Origin of the sequence: Flavobacterium sp. SM15 (genome assembly GCF_022012335.1) — a bacterium.
GTDB lineage: Bacteria > Bacteroidota > Bacteroidia > Flavobacteriales > Flavobacteriaceae > Flavobacterium.
The window spans coordinates 41,711-66,999 of the sequence record NZ_JAKLTO010000004.1 but is presented as its reverse complement, the minus strand read 5'-3'; the positions used below and the strand labels follow the sequence as shown (position 1 = coordinate 66,999).

Genomic DNA, 25,289 nt, shown 5'->3' with positions numbered 1-25,289 from the left:
TAAAATCAATTTAAATGCTTATCTGCGATTGATTGTATCTTTTCGTTTTTGTTACTAAGATTTACGATCATTTTATACAATTGGTTCGGCTGAAAAGGTTTAATAATGATTTCATTGATCTCCGATTCCTTAACCTGTTGCTGAATTTCCTGCGGATTAAATGCTGTCAAAGCTATTATCGGGGTCGAAATCCCTTTTTCACGTATCAGTTTAGAAGTTTCAAAACCATTTATTTTAGGCATATTGATATCCATAAGAATCACATCAAACACTTCGTTCTCCAGAATTTCCAGAGCCTGATAACCATCATCAACAATAGTACTTTCAAAGTGGCGGATATCAAGGAATTTTTTTGTTACAATCTGATTGATTTTATTATCTTCTACAACTAATATCTTATAAGTGTGTTCCAGTGAGAAATCCACATCAACATTTTTAAGAACTTCATTTCGTTTATCTTCATCAGTATCAAAACCAATAACAAAAGTCATTTTTGTTCCTTTTTTAACTTCACTTTCAATTTCAATATCACTTCCGAAAAGTTTCAGTAGTTTTTTTACTATCGACAAACCTAAACCGGTTCCTTGATAATCATCTTCCCTACGTTCAATCTGAACAAACTTCTCGAAAATACGCTGCTGATCTTCTTTTTTGATTCCGATACCGTTATCGATAACTTCAAATTTTATAAAACTGAAGGTCGCTTCACTGCGAATTTGCCTAGCCGTTATTTTCACTTCACCATTACTGGTAAATTTCAAAGAATTGCTAATCAGGTTCATGAAAATTTGCGACAAACGCACCTTATCCCCTATTATGAATTCCGGAATGTTGTCATCGATCTCCAAAAGCAACTCATTATTGCTTTTAACGGCCATAAACTGCAAGCTGTCAGCAATGGAATTCAGCTCATCCGACAAATTAAAAACGCTGTTTTCAAGCACAATTTTCTTTTCTTCAATTTTATAGACCTGAAGAATGTCGTTTACCAGAGAAAGAAGGTATTTAGCCGAAAACTTTAACGATTTGATGTAATTACTTTTGGCCAATTCTTTATGCTCATCCATCAAGATATTAGTAATACCGACCACGCCATACAAAGGAGTTCTCAATTCATGACTGATTGTCGATATGAATTGTGATTTTAAACGGGACGCTTCTTCTGCTTTTTCTTTGGCAATTAAGAGTTCTTCATTTGCTTTACGAAGTTCTCGATTGTATTGTGTACGCCTTTTATTATTTTGATAAAGAGAATATACATAGAGACCAATAACCAAAAAGATACCGACAAATAAAGCAACTACTGCCTTAGATTGCTGAAACGACTTTTCATACTTTTCCTTTTCCTGCTCTATTTTACTGATTTGGCGTTTGTATTCTTTCAGCTCAAGATTGTTTCCAGCCAATTTAGTACTGTTGGAACGTTCTTCGTTATAAATTTTATCTTTTAAATAGTTGTATTTATCTAAATACAAATAAGCATTTTTAAAATCTCCTATTTTTGAATAATAGCGCGAAAAATCATCATATACTTCGGCTGCATGCGTTTCCAGAAATTGAGGTTTGTCTTCATTACAAAGTTGCAATGCTTTTTTAAAAGAAGCTTCTGCTTTAGCATTTTCATTTCTAAACGAATAATAAGAACCGTAAAGTGAATTCAAACTTATATTTGCCTCTAAATCTTCAGATTTAAGCACAATTGGTTCGGCCGTTTTTAAATAAGGTAATCCGTTTTTATAATCTTCAATGGCAAAATAGGCAGTAGTAATGTTTAGGTTGGTAAACATTATTTCGTAAGGATCATTTAGCTTCTTAGAATAAACAAGGGCTTTTTTATAGTTATTGATTCCTTTTTTAAAATCAATTTTACGGAAAGTATATATATTTCCAAGGTTGTTATAAAGATAATCTTTAATAGTATCGTTATTGACTCTGTTGGCATAATCTAATCCAACGGTATAAAACTCAATTGCTTTTTGATAATCTGAAAATTCTTCAAAATTGAGCCCGATTAAATTATAGGATTTAGCGATAAGCAGATTATTCTTAAGCTTATGTGCTTTTGAAAGTGCTTCTTGTGCAATCTGAAGGGATCGTGCGCAATCAAGATTCATCAAATGGGTTCCGGCTTTTCCAATAAGTTGAACCACCTCTTTCTCAGCAGGTTTTTTCTCTTGAGAATTAACCAGTTGTGAGCCAAAAAAGAAAGCTACTAAAAAAAGTATTTGAAAAGATTTAACCATTTATGATTTTAAAACTGCACAATTTAAGAAACAGCTTTCAAACCACAGAGAAAAAATTTGATATAAATTAACTTTTTTGTTAAAAAAAAAACGCCCTTAAAAAAGGACGTTTTCAATATTAATCTCGAATTAACTTCTTGTATTTCAATCGTGTAGGAGCAACATCCCCTAAACGTTTCTTTCTGTTTTCTTCGTAATCTGAGAAACCTCCTTCGAAAAAATACACTTGAGAGTCGCCTTCAAAAGCAAGAATATGCGTACAAATTCTATCTAAAAACCATCGGTCGTGAGAAATTACAACGGCACATCCCGCAAAGTTTTCCAAACCTTCTTCAAGGGCACGAAGTGTGTTAATATCTAAGTCGTTGGTTGGCTCATCCAATAACAAAACATTCCCCTCTTCTTTTAAGGTCATGGCTAGGTGCAAACGGTTACGCTCACCGCCTGATAATGTATTTACTTTCTTGTTCTGATCGCTTCCTCCAAAATTGAAACGGGATAAATACGCTCTTGAGTTTACCTGACGCCCTCCCATCATAATGAGTTCCTGACCATCGCAGAAGTTTTCCCAGATGGATTTATTAGGATCTATATTAGCATGAGTCTGGTCTACATAAGCAATTTTCACCGTATCTCCTGTTGTAAATTCACCACTGTCCGGCTTTAGCTCATCCATGATCATTTTAAAAATCGTGGTTTTACCTGCACCGTTCGGTCCGATAATCCCAACAATACCTGCCTGTGGCAAAGTGAAGTTTAAATTATCATATAAAATTTTATCTCCATAAGATTTAGCAACACTTTTAGCATCAATTACATTAGTCCCCAAACGCGGTCCGTTAGGGATGTACAATTCTAATTTTTCGTCCAGTTCTTTCTGATCTTCATTTAATAAACGGTCGTAGTTTTGCAAACGTGCTTTTTGTTTGGTCTGACGTCCTTTTGCTCCTTGTCTTACCCACTCCAACTCGCGCTCTAACGTTTTACGACGCTTTGAAGCAACTTTCTCTTCCTGCTCCATACGTTTAGATTTCTGATCTAACCAAGACGAGTAATTTCCTTTCCATGGAATACCTTCACCTCGATCTAACTCAAGAATCCAACCAGCTACATTATCCAAGAAATAACGGTCGTGCGTTACCGCGATGATCGTTCCTTGGTATTGCTGTAAATGTTGCTCTAACCAGTGTACTGACTCCGCATCCAAGTGGTTGGTAGGCTCGTCCAATAACAATACGTCCGGCTGTTGCAATAACAAACGGCATAAAGCCACACGACGACGCTCTCCTCCTGATAATACTTTAATAGGAGTATCAGCATCCGGACAACGTAAAGCGTCCATTGCAATTTCTAATTTGGTATCGATTTCCCATGCACCGGCTGCGTCAATTTTATCCTGTAAATCCGCCTGACGATCCATTAGTTTCTGCATCTTATCAGCATCTTCATAAACCTCAGGAAGCCCGAACATATCGTTAATTTTATTGAACTCGTCCAGAATCGCCATAGTTTCGGCAACTCCTTCACGAACAATTTCAATAACCGTTTTGTTTTCGTCCAATTGTGGTTCCTGCTCTAAATACCCAACAGTATAACCCGGAGCAAACACAACATCACCTTGGTAATTCTTATCAACCCCAGCAATGATTTTTAATAATGAAGATTTACCTGAACCGTTTAAACCTAAAATACCAATTTTGGCACCATAGAAGAAACTTAGGTAAATGTCTTTTAGAACCTGTTTGTTTGTAGATGAGTAGGTTTTACTCACGCGTGACATGGAAAATATCACTTTCTTATCATCAGACATACTATATCGTTTTTTGTTTTATGACTACGTTTTTTACAAAAGTGTACAAATATACATAATATAGAAGATTTGAGGATTGTTACTTTATAATTTAAAAATGCATGTTTTAAAAACAAACTAAAGAAAATTCTTAATTTTACGCAATTAACTTTAGATTGCTGCGTTTTAATAAGGCAATACTAACTGTCAAATTGTTTTTAAAAACATTACACAATATTAAAGTATATATAAAAATATCAGTCTTAATCTCAGCGCTTTTTTTGATCTTGGCCGGTTGTTCAAACGATGACACAAACTATATCACTGTAAAAGGGAAAGTTATAAGAGAAGCAAACGGTGAAGGAGTTCCTAATCAAAAGCTTACCTTGAGAATGAAGAAGATTAATGGAACTGGCTATTGGTCATATACCACTGAAATAGATTCAAAAGAAGTTATCACAGACTCCAACGGAAATTTTAACGTAGCTATGAATAGTGACAGCAACATATCTGTTTCGGTTTCTAAACAAAATGACGATGATTATACAGGAATTGAATTGACTAATTTCAACCCTGCTAATGATATTGTTTTAAAGGTAAATAAATTTATGAAGTTTAAAATTTTTGTAAACAACACCTCTCCTTTTGATGCAAACGATTACATATATATATCTTTTTTCTCCGGAAACAATCAAAGCGTTAGAACAAAGATTGAAAATTTTGGGATAGCAAATATTTTTTATCCGCAAGATGACCTTCCTGGAGGAGGAAGCTTTGAAGGACACGATGAAACAGCTTGGAGAGGAGTAAACGTTAATTCTATTGTCTACTACAATGTACCTGAAAACGCAACTGACACCAAAATATTTTGGACTAAACGAAAAAACGGAATTGAAACCAATGGCTTTACAAGTGATATTCCATACCAAATTGACCAGATAAACGAATATCATTTTGATTACTAAAATAAATATTTGGAACTGTCTGAAAATTTCAGATTTATAGAATACTATTTAAAGCTTAACAAAAATGTTTTATATTAACATAAAGCAAAACATAAGCAATTTAATAACATGCAAGACGACATTCAACAAATAGCAAACCGATTTAAAGAAGTTATTTTAAATGGAACTTGGATAGCCAATACCAACTACAAAGACCAGCTCTCAAATTTAGATTGGAAAACAGCAACAACTGAATTCCAATCGTTAAATACAATAGCTGTTTTAGCTCAACATATTCATTATTACATAAATGGCATCAATACCGTTTTTAAAGGTGGAACACTTGATATTAAAGACAAGTACAGCTTTGATTTCGCCGCTATAACTTCTCAAGAGCAATGGACTGCTTTTTTAGATCTTTTTTGGAAAGATGCAGAAGAATTTGCCTTTTTAATTGAGCAAATGCCTCAAGAAAAGCTCAAAGAAGTTTTTGTTGATGAAAAATATGGAACGTACCAACGTAATATTGATGGAATAATTGAACATAGTTACTATCATTTAGGGCAAATCGTTTTGATTAAAAAAATTTTAAACGATAATTAGACTTTCGAAGTTTTTACGATGTTGGTGATTTCTAAAAAATATAAGTATTTGCTTAAAAAAAACATCAATATTCCTATTTATTTAAGTATATTTGAACAAATTAAAAACCTAAAATGGTGAACATATTTTAGGACATGAAAGCAGACTAACCCAAATTAGCAATACCAAAACTAACCTATGAAAATTAAGCATACAAACAAAATGACATTTAAAGATCCTAAAAGTATGCTATGGAAAATAGCATCCCTATTTATTGTCACTTGTTTTACAGGCATACATAGTTCAAATGCACAGTACACAACAATACCAGATGCAAACTTTGAACAAGCCCTAGTCGATTTAGGAATAGATACGATGAATGGAGATCATAAGGTACTAACATCTGCAATTAGCGGAGTAACAAGTTTAAATATTAGCAATAGAAACATAGCTGATTTAAGCGGAATAGAAAATTTTTATTCTTTACAAACCCTGGATTGCAGTAATAACCCTAATTTGATAAATTTAAATTATTATGGACACTACTCCACATCTCAGTTTGATACTACCTACTATAGATCTCTTACAACTTTGAATGTCAGCGGATGTACTTCTTTACAAACTTTAAAATGTTATTTGAATAGAATTACAAGTTTAAATGTCAGTGGATGTATTTCTTTAACTACCCTTCGATGCGATGGAAACAGATTGACAAGTTTAAATCTGAACGGATTACCTGCTTTAACTCATTTAAATTGTGAATATAACGAATTAACAAATTTTAATGCCAGCGGATTGAATACTCTTACATTTTTGAATTGTGCCTCCAACCAAATGACAAACTTAAATATCAGCGGATTGAATGCTCTTACCATCTTACAATGTGGCTATAACAGACTGTCAAGCATAGATTTGAGCGGATTAAATGCTATTACCATCTTGGATTGCAGATTAAACCAATTGACAAGTTTAGATGTAAGCGGATTGACTGCTTTGACTGTGTTTTATTGCAATGTTAACCAACTTTCAAATTTGAATGTCAAAAACGGAAATAACACTAGACTTACTGATGTTTTTTTTAGAGGAAATTATAATTTACAATGTATTCAGGTAGATGACAAAGCCTATTTTGATGCAAGATGGTCTTTATTAAAAGATGAAACTGCAAGTTATGAAACGGATTGCTCGACTATGGACACAGAAACGATGGTTTTAGAAAAAATGTCAATTTACCCTAATCCTATCAAAGAGGAACTACATATTGACAACATAATGTTGCAACAAGTCACAGTTTATGATCCTTTGGGTAGGTTGGTTCATTCGGCTTATTTTGATAATGTTTCCAACAACAATACAATAAATCTTGGTGGTTTGGCAAAAGGAAACTACTATATTTTCATCGAGGCCCAAGGAGTCAATAGAGTTAAAAAAATTATTATTGAATAATAGCTCTAAGTCCTCGTATTGCAATAAAATTGTTGTTTAAAAAATTTAGCCAATAATTAGATCACTGACCTTTGATTTTATCTTTTTGGTTGCTTTAAAAAACATCCAATTCTTTTATTTGATTTTTGTACTGCGAAGGAAGTAAAACACTTTTTACAAGCTTATCAAGTTTTAATTTTCGGCTCATTTTATACATTGGTACAATTTGAGTTAACAAAGCAATAGTATTGAATTCAAGTAATTCTTTTACTCGCAGTGGAACAACCAATTTCTGTGCTTCAAGCAAAACCTTATAACGCACTGCTCCTAAATGTTTTCTATACTGTTTGAACAAATCTTCAGTATAATAACTCTTTACCAAATTATCTCTTAAATGCTGTTCTCTTATTGACAGCCAAGCTACATACGTTTCAGGCAATTGTTTTAGTCCCATCCTTTTTCCTACTCTATAAAATACATTGTAGACCTCTTCCTTTTCTTCTTCTGTCAATTTCTGCTCAAGTAATTCATAGGCTGCTATCGAATAATGTATCAACATAAAGAGCACATCTCTATACGCCCAGTCCGGAATGGAAGTTCCACGACTTTTCTCTACTGAAGAATGAATTTGACTCATAAGATCAATTGCTTTGTTTGCATCTTCCGTTGAGGCAAAAACTATTTTTCTTGCATAACCAACTGTGGAAAACAATCGTCCCAAAGGATCCGATGGCAGCTTTCCTGTAAAATAGAGCCAATCGACAGCTTTGTTTAGTGCAAACTCTGCAGAAGCACCTGCAAAAATAAAAAGTATGGTATCACCCTTCCCCCATATCTTTCTAACAATCGAATTCTTTTTTACAAATAATTCCATAACAACAATTTATTTAGGGTCAAAAAAAACATATAAAAAGTACTTTGTATTTCAAAGTTAATTATATTTGCTTAATTATTACTAACATTTTTATTAAAAATCATCATTATGAAAAACAAAAGAATTATTGGGATTATTTTGACGGTGGTAATTTTGTTACTGATTCTATTTATTGCAATGCAGTTCACAAACGAAGTTAACTGGAGCTTAACTGACTTTGTTATTGCCGGAACTTTATTACTTGCAACAGGGTTATTATGTGAATTGGTTATTAGAAAAATAAAAAACACTAAATACCGTATAGTAATTTGTACAATCTTAGTAATTGCACTCATTATACTTTGGATTGAACTTGCTGTAGGCATCTTCGGCTCCCCTATTGCGGGTTCTTAATAAACAACAGGTCACGTTAAAAAAAGTTAAATTTAAAACAACCTTCATAACCATTAATAAATGTAAGTTATTTTTTATACATTTGAATTTAAAATCGTTTTATAAACTGTAAAACCGAAACGATAAATAAAATCAAGATGATAAAGAACTTAATTACCCTTTTTATTTTAATTCTAGGCTTAAAGACAGCCACTGCACAAAACCTTACTGCAAAAGTTATTGATTCCCATAGCAGTGAACCGCTTGCTTATGCCAATGTTAAAGTTAACGGCGTAACAGATTTAGTTACCAATAATGAAGGCTTTTTTAATTTTAACGAAAACCAGTTAGGCGAATCTGCAACTATTAACGTATCGTACATTGGTTATACTAGTTTACAACTTTCAATTGAAGACTTAAAAAAACAAAATTTAATTATTAAGCTTTCTCCTGTAAGTTTCGAACTTCAAAACATGACAATAAGTAATGTAAAACCAGATCCGTATAAAGTTATTGCAGAAGTAAAAAACCGTCTTAAAGAGAACTACAAATCAAAACAGGTTTCTACTCAACGTAAATTATTTTTCAGGGAATCATCAACATTTAAGCCTTCTATATTAAATATTGAACTCGATAAATCTACTGGTTTTAGCAAAAAGCAATTAAAAGATGTTAATGCAGATCTGGAAAAATTCACAGGTAAACTTATTAAATATCCGCCTCAAGGATATAAAGACATTCTTTGCAATTATTATTACGGAAAAAAAACAAGTAAAGAAAATAAAACCTTTTTCGTTCCAAAACTCGAAGTTATCAAAGCAACAAACATAAGCGGAAATGAAAGTGCAAGTTCTTTGGAAGATATGGAGGATATAGGAACTTCAATCATCTTAAAACATCTTGATACCACAAAATTTTATCGGGTTAAAAGCGGTCTTTTTGGTTCCCGAGATACTATTTCTTTGAGCAAAACCTATAATGACAAAAAAAACAAAAAGAAAAAAGAACTGTCTAAACTCCAAAACAGTAAAAACCACATCCAATCTTTCTTGCAGCAACAGCGTTTAGACAATAAGAAAATGGAGTTCATATCAGATTCCGAGGCATATAACTATCAATTTGCCGGTAAAATTTACAATGAAGCAGAAGATGAAATCATTTACATTATTAAATTTTCACCTAAAAAAAACAGGGCGTTATATAACGGAACTCTTTATGTAAAAGAATCAGACTATGCTGTTGTAAAATGCAACTATAATTTAGAGGAAGGCAAAAAAGTTAGCGGTTTCAACTTAAAATTGATATTGGGCGTTAAAGCTGCAGAAAATGCCGGTTCAGGTACGCTTATTTTCAAAAAAGATCCAGAAAGCAAAAGTTATTATTTACAGTATGCCTATGAAGAAACAGGAAACTACTTTTATATAAACAGACCTCTAAAATTTATCGAACTTACTAACCAGGAAAAAGATGTTGTGGCTCTGGATATAAAAATAGAAGGTAACTCGATAAACAAAACCGAATTATTGAATATTTCCAGTTCTGAAATAACCGAAAATGAATTTGATAACTATAAAGAAGCTGATTTCAATTTTATTCAACTAAAACGATATGATCCTAAAATCTGGCAAAACCATGTTTCGTTAGAACCTTTGGAGGAAATGAAGCAATATCATGTAACAGAATAAAATCTAATAAAAAAACCCGAATCATCAGATTCGGGTTTTTTGTATTTCAATTATATCTTTTAAACTCTTCCTTTCAAAGCATTAAAAACCCATGCATTAGCCAAAAAGCCTACTCCTACTGCAGAAAATCCCCATCCGGCAACATCTGCATATCGGTAAATGCCCAGACCGATCAACAATAATCCCATTATCATCATAATTAAAGTAGCCCAACCTAGCACTGTGTTTTTATTCATCATCTTGACTTATGTTTTATATTTTGAGGATGCAAATTTCGTGATTTTAATTGACTTTGAAAAATATACCTTATTAAGGTTATGACGCTTTTACCACTTTAGAAGCCATTTTCCCAGCTAAATACCCCATTGGAATATACGCTAAAATTAAATCAACAGCCATAAACCATACGGGTGCTGGCAACATAAAACAGTTTGAAATTCCACCTAAAAGAAAAAGCACTCCAATACCAATGGCAATTCTCATTTTATTAGTTGCTGCAAGTTTAGCGGCTACAAAAGCTCCTACAAGTGTCCCTAAAGCATGAGCAAGAAAAGGAAATAAAAAATGCTTAGGTTCAAACAAATGTATTGACGCTTTTAAACCTTCCAAGGTAGTAACATCGGTTCCGTTTGGTGGTGGGATCACTTTTCCGCTTATTGAAATCAGGAAGCCGTTTACAAGACTTCCAATTACAGCTCCGGCAATTACCGCCAGTACATTTCTTACTATTGGATTCATGGTATTTTGTTTTTGGTTTGTATGACTAATTTAATTAAAAATCTTTACCAACATCTCTTTAAGCAAATCTTCCATTGCTAAATTGTTAGCTCCTACACCTTTGCTTTTCACATCAATGTCTCTTAAAGCACTTATAATAGCGCTTACCTTCTTCATTGGATAATTACGCACTGCAACTTCATAATCTCCAACAAAATAAGGATTGATTTTAAGCACTTTAGCCACATTAGCTTTCGATTTATCTTTCAAACCATGATATTGCAACAATTGGGAAAAGAAGCCAAACACCAAGCCAATAGTAAGTACAATCGGGTTGTCTTTTGGATTTTGGGCAAAGTAATCTGCAATTTGGTAGGCTTTTAGCTGATTTTTCTCCCCGATGGCTTTTCGCAATTCGAAAGGATTGAAATCTTTACTGAAACCGATGTTTTCCTCAATAATTGCAGGGGTTATCGTATCTCCTGGTTTTAAGATGATAGCCAACTTGTCGATTTCATTAGCAATTCTGCTTAAATCGGTACCAAGGAAATCTACAAACATTGCTGCCGCTTTGGGTTCAATACTTAGTTTTTTTCCTTGCAATACCCTAGTAAGCCACGTCCCTACTTGATTTTCATATAGTTTTTTACTCTCGAAAACCACTCCGGCTTTCTCTAAGACCTTAGTTACTTTTTTACGTTTATCGAGTGTTTTGTATTTGTAACAGAAAACCAAAACCGTCGTGGGCTGCGGATTTTCTGCATACGTTTCCAGCTTATCAATGGTTCGGGATAACTCTTGAGCTTCTTTAACGATAACCACTTGTCGGTCTGCCATCATTGGAAAACGTTTTGCATTACCAATCACGTCTTCAATGGAAACGTCCCTCCCGTATAAAACCGTTTGGTTAAAATCGCGCTCGTGTTCCTGAAGTATGTTGTCTTCGATATAATCCGCCAATTTATCGATGTAATAAGGCTCTTCCCCCATTAAAAAATAAATTGGTTTGATCGATCCGGCTTGTATGTCTTTTATGATTTTTAGTACTTCGTCCATTTCGGTTTTACGTGTATAGCGCGGTTGGCAGTTTAAATGAAATACCTATTTTTGTTTCATGCAAAAACTGAATTTCCCGACTTATTCGTTTCGGTTCAAAAATAGCGAAAATAAAGTCTTGATCTTTGATGAAATCCGTAAAAAGTTTGTGGTGCTCACTCCGGAAGAATGGGTGCGCCAACATGTGGTTCAGTTTCTTCTGCAGGAAAAAAAATATTCAAAATCGTATATCAATGTTGAGAAATCCATAAAAATTAATGGATTAACCAAGCGTTATGATGTTGTTGTTTTTCAGCCGAATGGAAAAATATTTTTACTGATAGAATGCAAAGCGCCCGAGGTTTCAATTTCTCAGGAAACCTTCAATCAGATTGCGCGCTACAATATGATTTTGGAATCTGAATATTTAATGGTTACCAATGGGCTAAATCATTACTTTTGTCAAATGGATTTTGAGAAGGAGCAGTACCGGTTTTTAAGAGAACTTCCTGATTTTATTTCCAATTAAAAAACAAATCTGCAAATACATTGAACAAAATAGCCGTAGTCATATTAAACTGGAATGGTGTTAAACTATTGGAACAATTTTTACCTTCGGTTGTTGGCTATTCTCAACAGGCGACTGTTTATGTGGCCGACAATGCTTCAACCGACGCCTCTTTAGACTATGTAAAAGCAAACTTTCCCTCTGTAAAAATTATTGAAAACAAAGGAAATTATGGTTATGCAAAAGGATATAACAAAGCCCTGCAATTTGTAGAAGAAGACATTTATGCACTGGTAAATTCGGATATTGAAGTTACCGAAAACTGGTTAGAACCCCTACTTGATTTATTTGAAAGTGAACCCCAAACAGCCATCATTCAGCCAAAAATTCTAGACTTCAAAAACAAGGAATATTTTGAATATGCCGGTGCGGGCGGTGGTTTTATTGATCAATATGGTTTTCCGTTTTGCAGAGGACGTATTTTTGAAACCATAGAACAAGACCACGGGCAATACAACGACATCACACCTATTTTCTGGGCTTCAGGAGCGTGTTTGTTTATTAGAAAAGAAGTCTTTCGTGAGTTACAAGGTTTTGATCCGGATTTTTTTGCCCATCAGGAGGAAATCGATTTATGTTGGAGAGCCTTCAACAAAGGATACAATGCCAAATACTGCGGAACCTCAACAGTGTATCATGTTGGCGGAGCAACTCTGGAAGCAGGAAATCCTAAAAAAACCTACCTGAATTTTAGAAATTCTCTTTGGATGCTGCTGAAGAATCTTCCGAAAAACAAGTTGATTCCTATTCTTTTTATTCGACTTGCTTTGGATGGAATAGCCGGAATTCGGTTTTTATTACAAGGAAAACCAAAACATTTATGGGCAATTTTGAGTTCACATTTTGCATTTTACTCTCAGATTTTCAGGTTTTTAGACAAAAGAGACAGTCAGCAGCACGCAAATTACTTTAAAATAAAATCTATAGTTTATCGTTACTTCGTAAAAAGCGGTAAGATTTTTGATGTTAATTTTTAACATTAGTTTATCGTTTTAAACTATTCAAGCCTTACAGAACTTACTAACTTTGTAATTCATTATTAAAATCATTAATCATGAGAAGAGTATTTATTATCCTTTCCGTAGCAGCAATTACCCTTACATCGTGCGGATCTAAGAAAAAAATTGCCGAATTAGAAGCCAAAAACAAAGAAATTCAGGATTTGCTTAACACCTGTACTGTAAAACTTAACACCTGTCTTACAGAAAAAGATGCCTTAAACAGCCAAAACGAATACCTGAAAAAGAACAACTCAGACCTTATAAACAGCTCCAAAGAAATGACTGTTTTAACAACAAAAGGAGCTGAAAATCTTGAAAAATCATTAGAAAGTTTAAAGGAAAAAGACCTAAAAATTTCTCGCTTACAAGATGCTTTAACCAAAAAAGACAGCGTTACTTTAGCATTGGTAACCAGTTTAAAACGTGAGGTTGGAATTGACGATCCGGACATCAACATCAACGTTGAAAAAGGTGTGGTAATGATCTCCATTGCAGACAATCTTTTATTCAAATCTGGAAGTTACGAGGTAAGCGACCGCGCTAAAGGTGTTTTAAGCAAAGTTGCCAAAGTAGTTAACAGCAAGCCGGATTTCGAATGTATGGTGGAAGGTCACACCGATAATGTGCCTATCAAAAACGCAGTCCTTTTAGACAACTGGGATTTATCGGTTAAAAGAGCTACTTCTATTGTACGTGTGTTACATAAAGATTTAGGAGTGAATCCGAAGCAATTGATTCCGGCCGGAAGAAGTTACTATATTCCTTTAGCGGATAACGATTCTCCGGCAAACAGAGCAAAAAACAGAAGAACAAGAATTATTATCATGCCGAAAATCGATCAGTTCTACGATATGCTAGAAAAAGAGATGAAAAATTTGAGCAAGTAATTTATAGTTAACAAAAAACGCTTCGGAATTCCGAAGCGTTTTTCTTTATGTTTAACTTCAAAAAAACTATTTTTCTATAAAGTGATTTAGTCTAAAAACCCCAACAAATGCAGTAACACTTTCCTTTTATCTTAAAACCTGTACAACGACCACCACAACTGCATGAGGTAGATGCTGATTCTTTGGATTGGGCTTTAGTTTCAACTTTTACCGGATGCTCTTTAGTGCTAACAGGACAATTACAATTATTTGTATGCACTGTGATATTTTTTGAAAATGATGACATTGAAAATAACAAGACAACGAAGCAAGAAACAATCAATATCAAAGTCCTTTTTACCTTTTTGTATTTTTCATTTGCTTCCATGATTTTTCTTTTTTCAAATTAACAAATCAGCTCATATTTTATACAAAGTTACTAAATATCAACGTTTTAATACATTTTTAAACTATGGATTATCATGCCGAAAATTGATCAGTTTTATGATATGATTGAAAAGGAAATGAAGAATTTAAGCAAGTAGTTTCATAATAAATAAAAAAAGCGCCTTGAAAAATCGAGGCGCTGTTTTTTATATCATCTTTAATTCTCTTTTGAGCATTAGTTTTTCAATGACAACAACAATTACAATTCCTGCTGTGTACATCAACAAATCCCCCAGGAAAAAGAAGTACCGATAACAATTCTGGCCAATTTTGATTTTTCTAAATGAAGCCTTTCTACAACATTTAAAAACTGAAGAAATTCAATTGTGAAAGAAAACATCAATACCATTAAAGCCGCAGGTAGAACTGATAATTTAAGAAAGGATTTCAAAAAACAATAAATCAAAATCACTACCAAAACATCACCCAGATAAGGCCTTACGAAGTTGTCATCAATAAAAAGTGCTATAAAAACCTCAACAAAAAAAATGAAAATTGCTAAGCCAAAATACTTTTTGTTGAATGTGAGCATAGATTTATTATGTGATTGCAATTAAAGAATATCCAAACTCCCTTTACCTTCACGAACAACAACTGGTTCCCCTTCAGACAAATCAATTATGGTGGAAGCTTCGTTATCTCCATAACCTCCATCAATAACCAAATCTACAAGGTTTTGCCACTTTTCGAAAATCAGTTCCGGATCTGTGGAATATTCTAAAATCTCATCATCGTCATGTATAGAAGTCGTAACAATCGGATTTCCTAGCTGACGAACAATCTCCAATACAATATTATTATCAGGCACACGAATACCAACTGTGGTTTTCTTCTTAAATTCTTTAGGAAGATTATTGTTCCCTGGAAGAATGAAAGTATATGGCCCCGGCAAGGCTCGTTTCAGGATTTTAAACGTTGAAGTATCAATCTGTTTCACATAATCCGAAAGATTGCTCAAATCATGGCAAACGAAAGAGAAATTCGCTTTTTCTAACTTCACGCCTTTAATTTTAGCAATGCGTTCTAAAGCTTTGGTATTGGTAATATCACAACCTAACCCGTAAACCGTATCGGTCGGATAAATGATTAAACCTCCATCACGAAGTGTTTTTACTACTTTGGCAATTTCTTTTTCGTTGGGGTTTTCCGGATATATTTTTATGAATTGTGCCATTTGTACTATCTCTAAAGTTAATAATTACATTCTCAAAAAAGTTTTAACCTTACTGTCAGCTGAAATTCTTTTCAAAAATTCAGTTTTAGAATTATCAATTCGTGCATATTCACCAAACGACGTTTTAAAAATAGAATTTGATTTATTTTTTTTCCAAGACACCTTTCCTTCGCCGTCACTTTTTCTATAAATATACTTATTTTTCCACGTTTCTGTCGAATCAGGATTTATTTCTAAATTCGTTTCGATGTTTAAATACTCCTGATCATAGCGTAGCATTACCCCATCTTTTACAATCTCATAATTTCCTTTTAAATAAGAATCTTCGTGCAAACAATAAGCAACCTCGATAAATTTACTTTTATCAATGAAATAAAAATTACTTGAACAGCAGTCACAGCCTAATTCCAAATCACCATTATCATCCAAGCTTGTGGCGGTAATAAATAATTGATTTTCAAAATCATTCCTTAAGGGAACTTTTACATCTTGATTATTCTCGTTTTTAATTAATACATTGGTTCGCTTTGAAGTATTGCTGTTATTGCATGAAACTAAAAAAACAAGAAATAGCAAAAAAGATATCTCATTAAATTTCATATTCTTACCCAATCACATCCAACTTAGCAAAACGAAGCAACAGTTTCTTAATTCCACCAACATCAAACTTAATTTCCGCTTTCTTGTCTGCTCCTGCTCCTTCAAGATTCAGAATCTCACCTTTTCCAAAACGCTCGTGCATAACGATATTTCCAACGGCTAAATTCGAATCGAACAAATTTGTTTTATTATTTGATGATGTACCCGAAACCGGCTTCAACCTGCGGATATTCATACTTGGACTCGGCTCATTATCCGTAATGTATTTTGGTGGTGTCCCAGCTACCGGTTTTGATAAACGCAATTTTGATTTATCCACATCGCCAAAAATATCAGTGTTAATAATTGGTTTATAACGGTAATTGGTTTCCACTGGTGTTAAGTATTCCAAATACTGCGGATCGATTTCTTCAATAAAACGGGAAGGCTCACTGTCTACCAATTTCCCCCAGCGGTAACGCGACTGCGCATAAGTTAAATACGCCTGATGCTCGGCACGGGTTAATGCCACGTAAAACAAACGACGTTCTTCTTCGAGTTCGCTTCGCGTATTCATACTCATCGCGCTCGGAAACAAATCTTCCTCCATACCAACAATAAATACGGTCGGGAATTCCAGTCCTTTAGCCAAGTGAATGGTCATTAACGCCACTCTATCGTCGTCACCGGTATCATTATCCAAATCTGTGGCCAAAGCAACATCTTCAAGGAATTCTGATAACGCACCGCGTGCTCCGTCTACTTCTTTCTGACCTTCTGTAAAGTCTTTGATACCGTTTAAAAGCTCTTCGATGTTTTCGATACGGGCAATTCCTTCCGGTGTCCCGTCTTTTTTAAGCTCCTGAATCAAACCCGTTTTCTTGGTAACATGATCCGTTAGGTAAAAAGCATCCTGATTTTCATTTATGATTTGAAAACTCTTAATCATGGTCACGAAATCCTGTAACTTATTCTTAGTACCGGAATTCAGTTTTAAATCGATTTTATCAATATGTTCCATTACTTCGAAAATGGAACGTTTGTAGTGATTCGCTGCTACTGTAAGCTTTTCAACGGTCGTATCTCCAATTCCTCTTGCGGGATAATTAATGACACGAACCAGTGCTTCTTCGTCTTTAGGATTGATAACCAAACGAAGGTAACACAAAACGTCTTTGATTTCCTTACGTTGATAGAACGATAACCCTCCATAAATACGATATGGAATATCGCGTTTACGAAGTGCATCTTCAATAGCACGCGATTGTGCGTTGGTTCTGTATAAAACCGCAAACTGACCGTTGTGCATTTGCTGCTGCATCTTCTCTTCGAAAATGGTTGAGGCGATGAAACGTCCTTCTTCACCATCGGTTATACTGCGATGGATTTTGATTTTCGGGCCGAAATCGTTGGCAGTCCAAACTACTTTATCAAGCTTTACTTTATTCTTATCAATAATGGTATTGGCTGCTTCCACAATATTTTTAGTGGAACGGTAATTTTGTTCCAGACGATAAGTTTGCACATTATCGTAATCCTTTTGGAAATTCAGAATATTGTTGATGTTTGCCCCACGGAAAGCATAAATACTCTGCGCATCATCTCCAACTACACAAATATTCTGAAAACGGTCGGAAAGTGCGCGAACAATTAAATATTGCGAATGGTTCGTATCCTGATACTCATCCACCAAAATATAACGGAATCGGTCCTGGTACTTGGCCAAAACATCCGGAAAACGATTTAATAACTCATTGGTTTTCAGCAGCAAATCATCAAAATCCATTGCTCCGGATTTGAAACAACGTTCCACATAATTTTGGTAGATTTCACCCATACGCGGCTTTTTGCTCATCGCATCGGCTTCAATTAATTCGGGATTGTTGAAATAGGCTTTTACCGTAATCAAACTATTTTTATACGAGGAAATACGTCCGAAAACCTGCTTCGGCTTGTAAATATCCTTATCCAACTGCATCTCCTTGATTATCTGACCAATCAAACGAACGGAATCCTGAGCATCATAAATGGTAAAATTGCTCGGATACCCCAATTTATCAGCTTCAATTCGTAAAATTTTCGCAAATACCGAGTGAAAGGTCCCCATCCAAAGATTTTTGGCTTCGGCACCAACAATGTCGGTAATACGTTTTTTCATCTCACGTGCTGCTTTATTGGTAAAGGTTAACGCAAGAATATTGAACGCATCTACATTCTGATGAATTAAATTGGCAATACGAACGGTAAGTACACGCGTTTTTCCGGAACCGGCTCCCGCGATTACTATCATTGGACCGTCTTTCTGTAAAACCGGAGCGCGTTGTGCCTCGTTAAGCTGGTTGATTATCTGCTGCATTTGATCTTTTGTAGCCACTCGTAAAATATCTTATTAAGGTATAATTCTGAATTCAAAGCAACAAAAATAGCCATAAAAAAAAGACATTCAAATCCTGAATGCCTTATTATCGTTTTAATTAAAGTTTCGTGGCCAAATCTTCAATTATCTTTCGTTCATCGTCTGTTAAAGTTAAGCCGGAATCCATTTCCCAATAATTGGTTATGATGCTATTTCGCTTGTTGTTAAGGGATTGGTCTTTATACACATCGTCTTTATCATAAGGAACCATTTTTTTATCGAATTGGGTGGTCACAAAATAATTCTTTACTTCGATACGCTCTGTTTCTTTTTTCTTGGTGTTTCTTGAAAAACCAATTTCTTCGTTGGAACTTGACAAATAATAATCTTTCCCGTCGTACTTATAAACGGCATTAAAAATCGAATGGTAAATTTTTCCTTTTACAACGTTAAAATCTGTTGTATTGGCATAATCGTAACGTTCTTCTGAAATGGCAGAATGAATTTCAATAATGATGTTTTTCTGATAGTCATACACGATTGTAAAATCCGCAAGATATTCCTCAACATCTTTCAGCGGATAAATTTTCATCATATACCAGTCACGGTTTCCCGGAAAAGTCTTGATTTCATAATCGTATTTCTTACGGGCAGAAGATTCTATAACGCGGTTCAAATACCTGAATTCGTAGTAATTATTAATCAAATCGTTCAGATTATAACCTAAAGGCATTTTCTTTTGAAAGTCTTCATTTAATAAGCCGTAAAAACGGTTTTGCTCCACAAGGATATCGGTCTTAACGTTCTTAGGATTGCCTTGTATGCAAAAATTAAGAAGCCCATCGTTAAACGAAGTATACTTATCGTTCTTCTTAAAAAACTCTCGGGTGTACACTTTCAAATTTACAGGAACGGTTAAATTTTCAATGGATGTTTTCACTACTTTTTTCAAAATTTCCTGCGGATGGTTTTTAGTAACAATAACCTCTTCCAGAAATTTATTGGTGCGATCAAGATAAATGATGTTTTCTTTCTCCGTTAGGCTTGAAGTATTAACAATAAGTGTTTCAAAGGAAGCGTGTGAAATTTGAAGACGGACAGGTTTTTTGGTGAAAAGCTTAAAAACACCTTCCGAGTTACTTACCAAACCCTGCTTTGATGGTAAAACCGTTATGGAAGCTCCTTCTACCGGTGTATTATTTTCCTTATCCAACAATTTAACTACGATTTCCGTGTTTTGAGAAAACACACTGATCGGAATAAGTAACAGTAAGAAAAATAGAAGTTTCTTCATAAAATCGTATTTAGAGCAAAACAAAAATAAATAAAAAGCTTACAGTATTTTCAACTGAACATTATATTTTTATTTTTGTAAAAATTAAATTATTATGGATTACTCAAAACTTATTGATATAGCGGCTTATACTTTACCTTCTTTAATCACGGGTGGAGTTGCCTATTACTTTTTTAACGCCTATTTGAAAAATGAAGATGGAAGAAGACGTTTTCTGCTTCACAAAGACGCTCAGAAAAATGCGCTTCCCTTGCGTTTACAGGCTTATGAGCGCATGGCTTTATTTTTGGAACGCATTAATCCGGGTAAATTGTTGGTTAGGATCGCACCGCTTTCTACTGATAAAAATGATTATGAAGCGCTGTTAATCCGTCATATCGAACAGGAATTCGAGCACAATTTAACGCAACAGGTTTACTTAACTGACGAATGCTGGAATGTTATCCTGACTGCAAAAAACACGATCATTCAAACCATCAGAAAAACAACATTGAAAGCAGAAAACGCAGATAAACTTCGAGAAATGATCTTAACCGATTTAATGGAAGCACAATCTCCTACTGTTTTAGCCTTGTCTTTTATCAAAAACGAAATAACCGAAATTATCGGATAAAAAAAAGCCCTGAATTTCAGGGCTTTTTTAGTACTAATTGTCTCTAATAATATGTGCAACTCCAGAAATAACTAGGGGTTCACCACCACCAAGCGTTGATGATCCAGAAAATGCAATATCAATATAATCACCAACAGCCCCGTATTTATTTATTTTAATAATACAGGTTTGGGCTCCGGTAGATGAACTTATACTATATCCGTTTACAATATTACCTTGAACACGTCTAAAGCCAATACCTATTGCAGTATTTGGGAGTGAGTAAGTACCAACATTTGTTGAATTACCATAAATTGAAACACCTGGCTGATTGAATAATCCAGAATTGCCCTGAATATATAAGGGATTGTAACTTCCCACGTGAGAATCGATATTATTAAAAATATAACAAACCGGGTCATTATTAACTTTGTATGAAATAAATTCTGTTACAGAATTACAAGCTGGGATATCACCTAGATTAGTGACAGCAGATGAGAAAGAATAATTTAAATCTCCGGTAGTCTGCATGCCTTCTATATCAAATCCGATCAAACTAAAATTATTGTTTGCATTACAAACTAATGTTCTAAAATTAAAATTCCCATCTGTAACATTACAAATCAATGACTGATTTCCGTTAACGAGCTTCACATATCCATTAGTAACTTTAGATTTATCACATTTAACCAAATTTCCAACAACATTAGTTGGCATGACATTATCTAGTACAATATTGATGGTAGTATCTGATGAAAAAGGTCCAATTGTAGATGTGTAAACCACATTTGAACACAAATCAATTATTTTCATTGTCAATACTTCATTTGAAGGTATTAATCCAGATACTTGACCATGATCATCCGCTTGTGAAATAACCGGATTAGTAGAATTATTTCGAATTAATTGAACGCTTACATAAGGCAACTGGTTACGACTGGCATCAAAAACATTTACGGTTAATGAAACTGTTGGAAATTGAGCATCACAATTCCACCATGAAAAAATGGGAAACTCTTCCAACATAATTACTTCCAACTTTTTGAGCACTTCCTTCTTCTTTCCAATAGCCATTTACCTCATCAAAATGCCATAATGGAATAGTAGTAGGTGCGTTGGATAGTTGTGCATCGTCAATATCCATAGTGATTTGAGCTGTATGACCATTTGCTATTTGAAGTTTCTGCCCTGATGCTCCTTTTAATTCCACATTCATCATACCATAAGTTTCCAGTATTTTTTCATTTCCGTCTTTATCTTGAGCATAAAGCATTCCCGGCATCAAACTACTTAAATTTCCATTGGATGACTCCAAGTGATACATAAAAACCTGAACTGTTCCCGAATAAGCGTTCCCGTTTTCATCTTGAAATGCTCCATCAAAATTTACTTTGGTTCCGTTTGGTAAAGTTACTTCGCTGGTTGTTCCGGATTGAACTGTTTGCACAGGCACATTGGTAATCATCATGATTTTTACCTTGTTCTTTCCATCAGTTGGAATCAATGCTCTTGAACCATCAATATATCCTGATTTTTTCGTGATTATGTATGCAAAATTTTCATAAACATCAGCTCCATTGATAATGAAAACACCATTCGCATCAGTTTGTACTGTATTAGTACCAATTTTAACTGACACTCCTTGAATTGGGTGATTAGCTTCATCTACAACCTCTCCAATAAAATCGCGTGAAATCTAATTTCCAAAATTTTCCTTAAAATCTTCATTCAAATTATTATTCTCAGAATTATCATCATTCGAATTACAGCTCAAAGTAATTAGGAACAATAAAAAAAGCACTAATTATAAAAGAGATTTTTTCATATAAGGAGTTTAATTATCTCAAAAATATTAAAAAAACAAACTCTATTACACTAGCAAAAAATATCTTACAATAATTTCTTTAATTGTGATTTTTCATTCTCAGGTAGTGTAGGCAAAACTTCTTCAAAATACTTTTTAAATACTTCCTGTTTAATCAGTTCCCTGATTTTTTCTCTACAGAATTTCACAAACTGCCATTTATGATGCACCAATCCATTGATAAGATTGGGCAAAACGTTTTTATCCATTTTGTTTAGAAACAATAAATTGATAATTGCATTTTGTCTGGTATTTGCTTCAAATTTTGGTGTCGAATAACCTAATAGCTCATCGTAATAAGCAAGTTTTTCATCGGTTTTATACTCTTTTGTTGCTAAAGCTAAAGTTAACCATACGATTCTAGTGCTTCTGTCGGAGAAACCAACCCAACCATTAGTTTTGTTCAGAAGATTAATTCTATCGTCTGGAAAATGAGCCCATAAATATTTTAAAGACGTTTCTTTGGTTTCATAAGAAGCATCATTTAATAGTGTTTCATACTCCGATTTGAATTCAACGGGAATTTCTTTTAAACTTTTGGCAACAGCTTGTCTTACTTTTAAATTATTGGTTTGCAAAGCCAGTAAAAGCATTTCTTTTTTTTGTTTAAAAGGAACTTGCTGCAATTGATAAACGACTTCTTCTTTTAAAGGATAAAAACCATCCGATTTTAAAATCGCTTCAAACTGATTCTTTTTTTCAGCTAAGGGTTTGTCATAAAGTTCTGTGAGTGCTAAATACTCTTTGATAAATTTGTTCTTTTCAAGAATTGTCAATGCTTGCTGAACCTCAAAACCTTTTTGCTCCAGCCAGTTTTTCTTAAAAGCTTCCGTATCGAAATTGGAAACCTTTTTAACCTCATCAAGGAAATTATCGGTATTGACGTTTTGGAAACTATACTTAATCAAATAATTTTTAACTGCTTTCCTGAAATTATCGGCTCCAATATTTTCGCGTAAATAATGCAAAGCCCAAGCGCCTTTCTGATAAAAGGTAAGCGAACTCGCCTTTTCATTCATCAAGGGAATCGTGTCTGTTTTTGAAGCTCGTTGCAATGTTTCTGCCGTTTGATATAATTCGTAATTGAAATGATCTTCCCCAAACAATTCCTTTTCCGCCAATAAAGCATAATAAGTAGCAAAGCCTTCCTGCAACCAATGGTGTTTGGAAGATTGCGCCGTTACCAAATCTCCAAACCACTGATGCGCTAATTCGTGAGCGTTTACATTAGTATAGGTTCTGTCATTAAATCCGATTTCATCTACCACAAAATCCTGAGCAAAAATGGTTGACGTCGTGTTTTCCATTCCGGCATACAAAAAATCCATCACCGGAACTTGGCGGTAGATTTCCCAAGGATACTTCACGCCTATTTCCTGTTCAAAAAAGTCGAAAATCTCTTTGGAATATTTGTAGGTTGTGGCGAATTTGTCTTTGTCTTCCTTTTTCAGATAGAATTCTAAAGGTGTTCCTGATTTTGTAATTTCGGTTTGTTTTGTGAATTTCCCGATGGCAAGCATAACCAAATAAGAACTCATCGGTTTTTGCATTTCATAATACCAAACTTGGCAAGAATCTAAAAGCGCACCTTTTACAAATTTACCATTTGTGAGTACCGTAAAATTTTCATCATAACAAACAGAAACAGCAAAAATCACTTTCTCGTTCACATCATCAAAACTCGGGAGCCAATGGCTGGTGTATTTCCCCTGCCCTTGGGTCCAAATCTGATCGTCAACAAAATACATGGTTTGTTTTGGTTTTGCGGAATAGGTAAATTCAAGTTTATTTTTCCCTTTCTTATAACCTTTAAACAAGTTTAATGATTTACCGGAATTCTTAAAATTTACTTGCTTGCCATTAATCTTGACTTCGGAAAACTCCATCTTAACCGCATCGATTTTAATAGTATCGATTTTCGATTTAACCACAAAATCATAAACCACTTTTCCGCCAATGGATTTCTCTATCGCATTAGGAGTAAGATATGCCTGCATCGAAATAAAATCAACTTTCTTAGTTTGTTGAGCAAGTGCTATGGAGCTTATCAGAAGGAATAAATACTTCATTTTTCAGTTATAAGAAGTTCAAAAATACAAAGGAATTTCGGACTTTTTAGTAAGTTTACACTCAAATTAATTTCCGTGAAAACAAAAGCAATTTTTAACTGGAGCAGTGGCAAAGATTCTGCTCTGGCTTTATATAAAACTCTTCAAAATCCTGAAATCGAAATTGTTTCGCTTCTAACAAGTGTGAACAAGCAATACAATCGTATTTCCATGCACGGGGTTCGCGCTGAACTTTTAGAACAACAAGCTGCAAGTATCGGTTTACCACTCCATAAAATGGAAATTCCCGAAATGCCAACTATGGAAGTTTATGAAGACGTAATGCGTGAAACCTTAAAACAATACACCAATAATGGCGTAACGCATTCAATTTTTGGCGATATTTTTTTAGAAGATTTACGAAAATACCGTGAAAGCAAACTAGCTGAAATGCAACTCGAAGGAATCTTTCCACTGTGGAAAATTGACACTAAAGATTTAATTAAAGAGTTTTTATCTTTAGGATTCAAGACAATTGTTACTTGCGTAAACGAACGCAATCTTGATAAAAGTTTTGTAGGCCGAATCATCGACGAACAATTTATTGCTGATTTACCTGATGATGTAGATGTTTGTGGAGAAAACGGAGAATTTCACACCTTTACTTTTGACGGCCCAATTTTCTCTAAACCGATAGATTTTGAACTAGGCGAAATCGTTTACCGAAAATATGAAAAACCGAAAACTGACACTTCAAACACAGCTTGTGACACGAATGATACTGAAGCTTTTGATTATGGTTTCTGGTATTGTGATCTAATTCCGAAATAAAAC

The 25,289-nt window shown here is 34.2% G+C and carries 24 protein-coding genes; 10 read left to right on the top strand and 14 right to left on the bottom strand.

Translation table 11 applies throughout. The annotated features are described in order from the left end of the window. Positions 1-5 precede the first annotated feature (5 nt). Together LZZ90_RS08085 and ettA are read right to left on the bottom strand one after the other, a co-directional pair. Entirely contained in the window at positions 6-2,243 is a 2,238-nt protein-coding gene (locus tag LZZ90_RS08085) for an ATP-binding protein (RefSeq protein WP_237790184.1), read from the bottom strand. 118 nt (positions 2,244-2,361) lie between these two features. Next, positions 2,362-4,053: an energy-dependent translational throttle protein EttA gene (ettA, locus tag LZZ90_RS08080; protein WP_237790183.1), complete on the bottom strand. Its 1,692-nt coding sequence runs from the start codon at positions 4,051-4,053 to the stop codon at positions 2,362-2,364. A 191-nt stretch (positions 4,054-4,244) separates the two neighbouring features. On the opposite strand from ettA, the gene LZZ90_RS08075 reads away from it, so the two are divergent. The 3 genes from LZZ90_RS08075 to LZZ90_RS08065 all read left to right on the top strand — a co-directional run bounded on the left by LZZ90_RS08075 (position 4,245) and on the right by LZZ90_RS08065 (position 7,004). Then, positions 4,245-4,997, top strand: a complete 753-nt coding sequence (locus LZZ90_RS08075) for a hypothetical protein (protein ID WP_237790182.1) — start codon at positions 4,245-4,247, stop codon at positions 4,995-4,997. 108 nt (positions 4,998-5,105) lie between these two features. After that, positions 5,106-5,579 carry a DUF1572 family protein gene (locus tag LZZ90_RS08070; protein ID WP_237790181.1) on the top strand — a complete coding sequence of 158 codons (474 nt, stop codon included), beginning with the start codon at positions 5,106-5,108 and terminating at the stop codon, positions 5,577-5,579. 177 nt (positions 5,580-5,756) lie between these two features. Further along, a complete protein-coding gene (locus tag LZZ90_RS08065) occupies positions 5,757-7,004 on the top strand; it encodes a T9SS type A sorting domain-containing protein (protein WP_237790180.1) in 1,248 nt (415 codons plus the stop codon). A gap of 94 nt (positions 7,005-7,098) precedes the next feature. On the opposite strand, the gene LZZ90_RS08060 is transcribed toward LZZ90_RS08065, so the two are convergent. Further along, positions 7,099-7,857 (bottom strand): oxygenase MpaB family protein, encoded by a 759-nt coding sequence (locus LZZ90_RS08060; protein ID WP_237790179.1) that lies wholly within the window; start codon positions 7,855-7,857, stop codon positions 7,099-7,101. Positions 7,858-7,965: 108 nt separating this feature from the next. Here LZZ90_RS08060 and LZZ90_RS08055 point away from each other — a divergent pair, with 108 nt between their 5' ends. Then, positions 7,966-8,250 carry a hypothetical protein gene (locus tag LZZ90_RS08055; RefSeq protein ID WP_237790178.1) on the top strand — a complete coding sequence of 95 codons (285 nt, stop codon included), beginning with the start codon at positions 7,966-7,968 and terminating at the stop codon, positions 8,248-8,250. A gap of 137 nt (positions 8,251-8,387) precedes the next feature. After that, a complete protein-coding gene (locus tag LZZ90_RS08050) occupies positions 8,388-9,914 on the top strand; it encodes a carboxypeptidase-like regulatory domain-containing protein (protein ID WP_237790177.1) in 1,527 nt (508 codons plus the stop codon). Positions 9,915-9,973: 59 nt separating this feature from the next. On the opposite strand, the gene LZZ90_RS08045 is transcribed toward LZZ90_RS08050, so the two are convergent. The 3 genes from LZZ90_RS08045 to holA form a co-directional block, all read right to left on the bottom strand. Then, positions 9,974-10,150: a CAL67264 family membrane protein gene (locus tag LZZ90_RS08045; protein WP_237790176.1), complete on the bottom strand. Its 177-nt coding sequence runs from the start codon at positions 10,148-10,150 to the stop codon at positions 9,974-9,976. Between the two features lie 79 nt (positions 10,151-10,229). Further along, positions 10,230-10,652: a hypothetical protein gene (locus tag LZZ90_RS08040; protein WP_237790175.1), complete on the bottom strand. Its 423-nt coding sequence runs from the start codon at positions 10,650-10,652 to the stop codon at positions 10,230-10,232. A gap of 30 nt (positions 10,653-10,682) precedes the next feature. Next, complete coding sequence (gene holA / locus LZZ90_RS08035; RefSeq protein ID WP_237790174.1) at positions 10,683-11,687, bottom strand: DNA polymerase III subunit delta; 1,005 nt, start codon at positions 11,685-11,687, stop codon at positions 10,683-10,685. Between the two features lie 58 nt (positions 11,688-11,745). Between holA and LZZ90_RS08030 the strand changes: the two genes are divergently transcribed. The 3 genes from LZZ90_RS08030 to LZZ90_RS08020 all read left to right on the top strand — a co-directional run bounded on the left by LZZ90_RS08030 (position 11,746) and on the right by LZZ90_RS08020 (position 14,122). Then, positions 11,746-12,195: a type I restriction enzyme HsdR N-terminal domain-containing protein gene (locus LZZ90_RS08030; RefSeq protein WP_237790173.1), complete on the top strand. Its 450-nt coding sequence runs from the start codon at positions 11,746-11,748 to the stop codon at positions 12,193-12,195. A 20-nt stretch (positions 12,196-12,215) separates the two neighbouring features. Continuing rightward, positions 12,216-13,211: a glycosyltransferase family 2 protein gene (locus LZZ90_RS08025; protein WP_237790172.1), complete on the top strand. Its 996-nt coding sequence runs from the start codon at positions 12,216-12,218 to the stop codon at positions 13,209-13,211. A gap of 77 nt (positions 13,212-13,288) precedes the next feature. Next, a complete protein-coding gene (locus LZZ90_RS08020; RefSeq protein WP_237790171.1) occupies positions 13,289-14,122 on the top strand; it encodes an OmpA family protein in 834 nt (277 codons plus the stop codon). Between the two features lie 646 nt (positions 14,123-14,768). Here the strand turns inward: LZZ90_RS08020 and LZZ90_RS08015 are convergent. The 5 genes from LZZ90_RS08015 to LZZ90_RS07995 all read right to left on the bottom strand — a co-directional run bounded on the left by LZZ90_RS08015 (position 14,769) and on the right by LZZ90_RS07995 (position 19,951). Beyond that, positions 14,769-15,080, bottom strand: coding sequence for a DUF2809 domain-containing protein (locus LZZ90_RS08015; RefSeq protein ID WP_237790170.1), 312 nt, complete (start codon positions 15,078-15,080; stop codon positions 14,769-14,771). Positions 15,081-15,101: 21 nt separating this feature from the next. Then, positions 15,102-15,722 carry an L-threonylcarbamoyladenylate synthase gene (locus LZZ90_RS08010; RefSeq protein WP_237790169.1) on the bottom strand — a complete coding sequence of 207 codons (621 nt, stop codon included), beginning with the start codon at positions 15,720-15,722 and terminating at the stop codon, positions 15,102-15,104. Between the two features lie 24 nt (positions 15,723-15,746). Further along, positions 15,747-16,322 (bottom strand): hypothetical protein, encoded by a 576-nt coding sequence (locus LZZ90_RS08005; protein WP_237790168.1) that lies wholly within the window; start codon positions 16,320-16,322, stop codon positions 15,747-15,749. Between the two features lie 4 nt (positions 16,323-16,326). Further along, positions 16,327-18,657: an ATP-dependent helicase gene (locus LZZ90_RS08000; RefSeq protein ID WP_237790167.1), complete on the bottom strand. Its 2,331-nt coding sequence runs from the start codon at positions 18,655-18,657 to the stop codon at positions 16,327-16,329. Positions 18,658-18,775: 118 nt separating this feature from the next. Then, a complete protein-coding gene (locus LZZ90_RS07995) occupies positions 18,776-19,951 on the bottom strand; it encodes a carboxypeptidase-like regulatory domain-containing protein (RefSeq protein ID WP_237790166.1) in 1,176 nt (391 codons plus the stop codon). A 94-nt stretch (positions 19,952-20,045) separates the two neighbouring features. On the opposite strand from LZZ90_RS07995, the gene LZZ90_RS07990 reads away from it, so the two are divergent. Continuing rightward, the gene (locus LZZ90_RS07990) at positions 20,046-20,564 is read left to right on the top strand and encodes a hypothetical protein (protein ID WP_237790165.1); all 519 of its coding nucleotides are present in this window, start codon (positions 20,046-20,048) and stop codon (positions 20,562-20,564) included. Between the two features lie 33 nt (positions 20,565-20,597). On the opposite strand, the gene LZZ90_RS07985 is transcribed toward LZZ90_RS07990, so the two are convergent. The 3 genes from LZZ90_RS07985 to LZZ90_RS07975 form a co-directional block, all read right to left on the bottom strand. After that, entirely contained in the window at positions 20,598-21,581 is a 984-nt protein-coding gene (locus LZZ90_RS07985; protein ID WP_237790164.1) for a hypothetical protein, read from the bottom strand. Next, a complete protein-coding gene (locus LZZ90_RS07980; protein ID WP_237790163.1) occupies positions 21,529-22,182 on the bottom strand; it encodes a hypothetical protein in 654 nt (217 codons plus the stop codon). Before LZZ90_RS07980 ends, LZZ90_RS07985 begins: the two co-directional genes overlap by 53 nt. A 251-nt stretch (positions 22,183-22,433) precedes the next feature. Further along, positions 22,434-24,476: a M1 family metallopeptidase gene (locus LZZ90_RS07975; protein WP_237790162.1), complete on the bottom strand. Its 2,043-nt coding sequence runs from the start codon at positions 24,474-24,476 to the stop codon at positions 22,434-22,436. Between the two features lie 75 nt (positions 24,477-24,551). Between LZZ90_RS07975 and LZZ90_RS07970 the strand changes: the two genes are divergently transcribed. Next, a complete protein-coding gene (locus tag LZZ90_RS07970; RefSeq protein WP_237790161.1) occupies positions 24,552-25,286 on the top strand; it encodes a diphthine--ammonia ligase in 735 nt (244 codons plus the stop codon). Positions 25,287-25,289: the final 3 nt, after the last annotated feature.

What these genes read in the sequence shown, in the direction of transcription:
- holA (WP_237790174.1), bottom strand. Translation starts at nt 11,687, where the DNA reads ATGGACGAAGTACTAAAAATCATAAAAGACATACAAGCCGGATCGATC.
- LZZ90_RS08070 (WP_237790181.1), top strand. Translation starts at nt 5,106, where the DNA reads ATGCAAGACGACATTCAACAAATAGCAAACCGATTTAAAGAAGTTATT.
- LZZ90_RS08015 (WP_237790170.1), bottom strand. Translation starts at nt 15,080, where the DNA reads ATGCTCACATTCAACAAAAAGTATTTTGGCTTAGCAATTTTCATTTTT.
- LZZ90_RS08045 (WP_237790176.1), bottom strand. Translation starts at nt 10,150, where the DNA reads ATGAATAAAAACACAGTGCTAGGTTGGGCTACTTTAATTATGATGATA.
- ettA (WP_237790183.1), bottom strand. Translation starts at nt 4,053, where the DNA reads ATGTCTGATGATAAGAAAGTGATATTTTCCATGTCACGCGTGAGTAAA.
- LZZ90_RS08050 (WP_237790177.1), top strand. Translation starts at nt 8,388, where the DNA reads ATGATAAAGAACTTAATTACCCTTTTTATTTTAATTCTAGGCTTAAAG.
- LZZ90_RS07975 (WP_237790162.1), bottom strand. Translation starts at nt 24,476, where the DNA reads ATGAAGTATTTATTCCTTCTGATAAGCTCCATAGCACTTGCTCAACAA.
- LZZ90_RS08085 (WP_237790184.1), bottom strand. Translation starts at nt 2,243, where the DNA reads ATGGTTAAATCTTTTCAAATACTTTTTTTAGTAGCTTTCTTTTTTGGC.
- LZZ90_RS08060 (WP_237790179.1), bottom strand. Translation starts at nt 7,857, where the DNA reads ATGGAATTATTTGTAAAAAAGAATTCGATTGTTAGAAAGATATGGGGG.
- LZZ90_RS08040 (WP_237790175.1), bottom strand. Translation starts at nt 10,652, where the DNA reads ATGAATCCAATAGTAAGAAATGTACTGGCGGTAATTGCCGGAGCTGTA.
- LZZ90_RS07990 (WP_237790165.1), top strand. Translation starts at nt 20,046, where the DNA reads ATGGATTACTCAAAACTTATTGATATAGCGGCTTATACTTTACCTTCT.
- LZZ90_RS08065 (WP_237790180.1), top strand. Translation starts at nt 5,757, where the DNA reads ATGAAAATTAAGCATACAAACAAAATGACATTTAAAGATCCTAAAAGT.
- LZZ90_RS08010 (WP_237790169.1), bottom strand. Translation starts at nt 15,722, where the DNA reads ATGGCACAATTCATAAAAATATATCCGGAAAACCCCAACGAAAAAGAA.
- LZZ90_RS08000 (WP_237790167.1), bottom strand. Translation starts at nt 18,657, where the DNA reads ATGCAGCAGATAATCAACCAGCTTAACGAGGCACAACGCGCTCCGGTT.
- LZZ90_RS08020 (WP_237790171.1), top strand. Translation starts at nt 13,289, where the DNA reads ATGAGAAGAGTATTTATTATCCTTTCCGTAGCAGCAATTACCCTTACA.
- LZZ90_RS08055 (WP_237790178.1), top strand. Translation starts at nt 7,966, where the DNA reads ATGAAAAACAAAAGAATTATTGGGATTATTTTGACGGTGGTAATTTTG.
- LZZ90_RS08030 (WP_237790173.1), top strand. Translation starts at nt 11,746, where the DNA reads ATGCAAAAACTGAATTTCCCGACTTATTCGTTTCGGTTCAAAAATAGC.
- LZZ90_RS07995 (WP_237790166.1), bottom strand. Translation starts at nt 19,951, where the DNA reads ATGAAGAAACTTCTATTTTTCTTACTGTTACTTATTCCGATCAGTGTG.
- LZZ90_RS08005 (WP_237790168.1), bottom strand. Translation starts at nt 16,322, where the DNA reads ATGAAATTTAATGAGATATCTTTTTTGCTATTTCTTGTTTTTTTAGTT.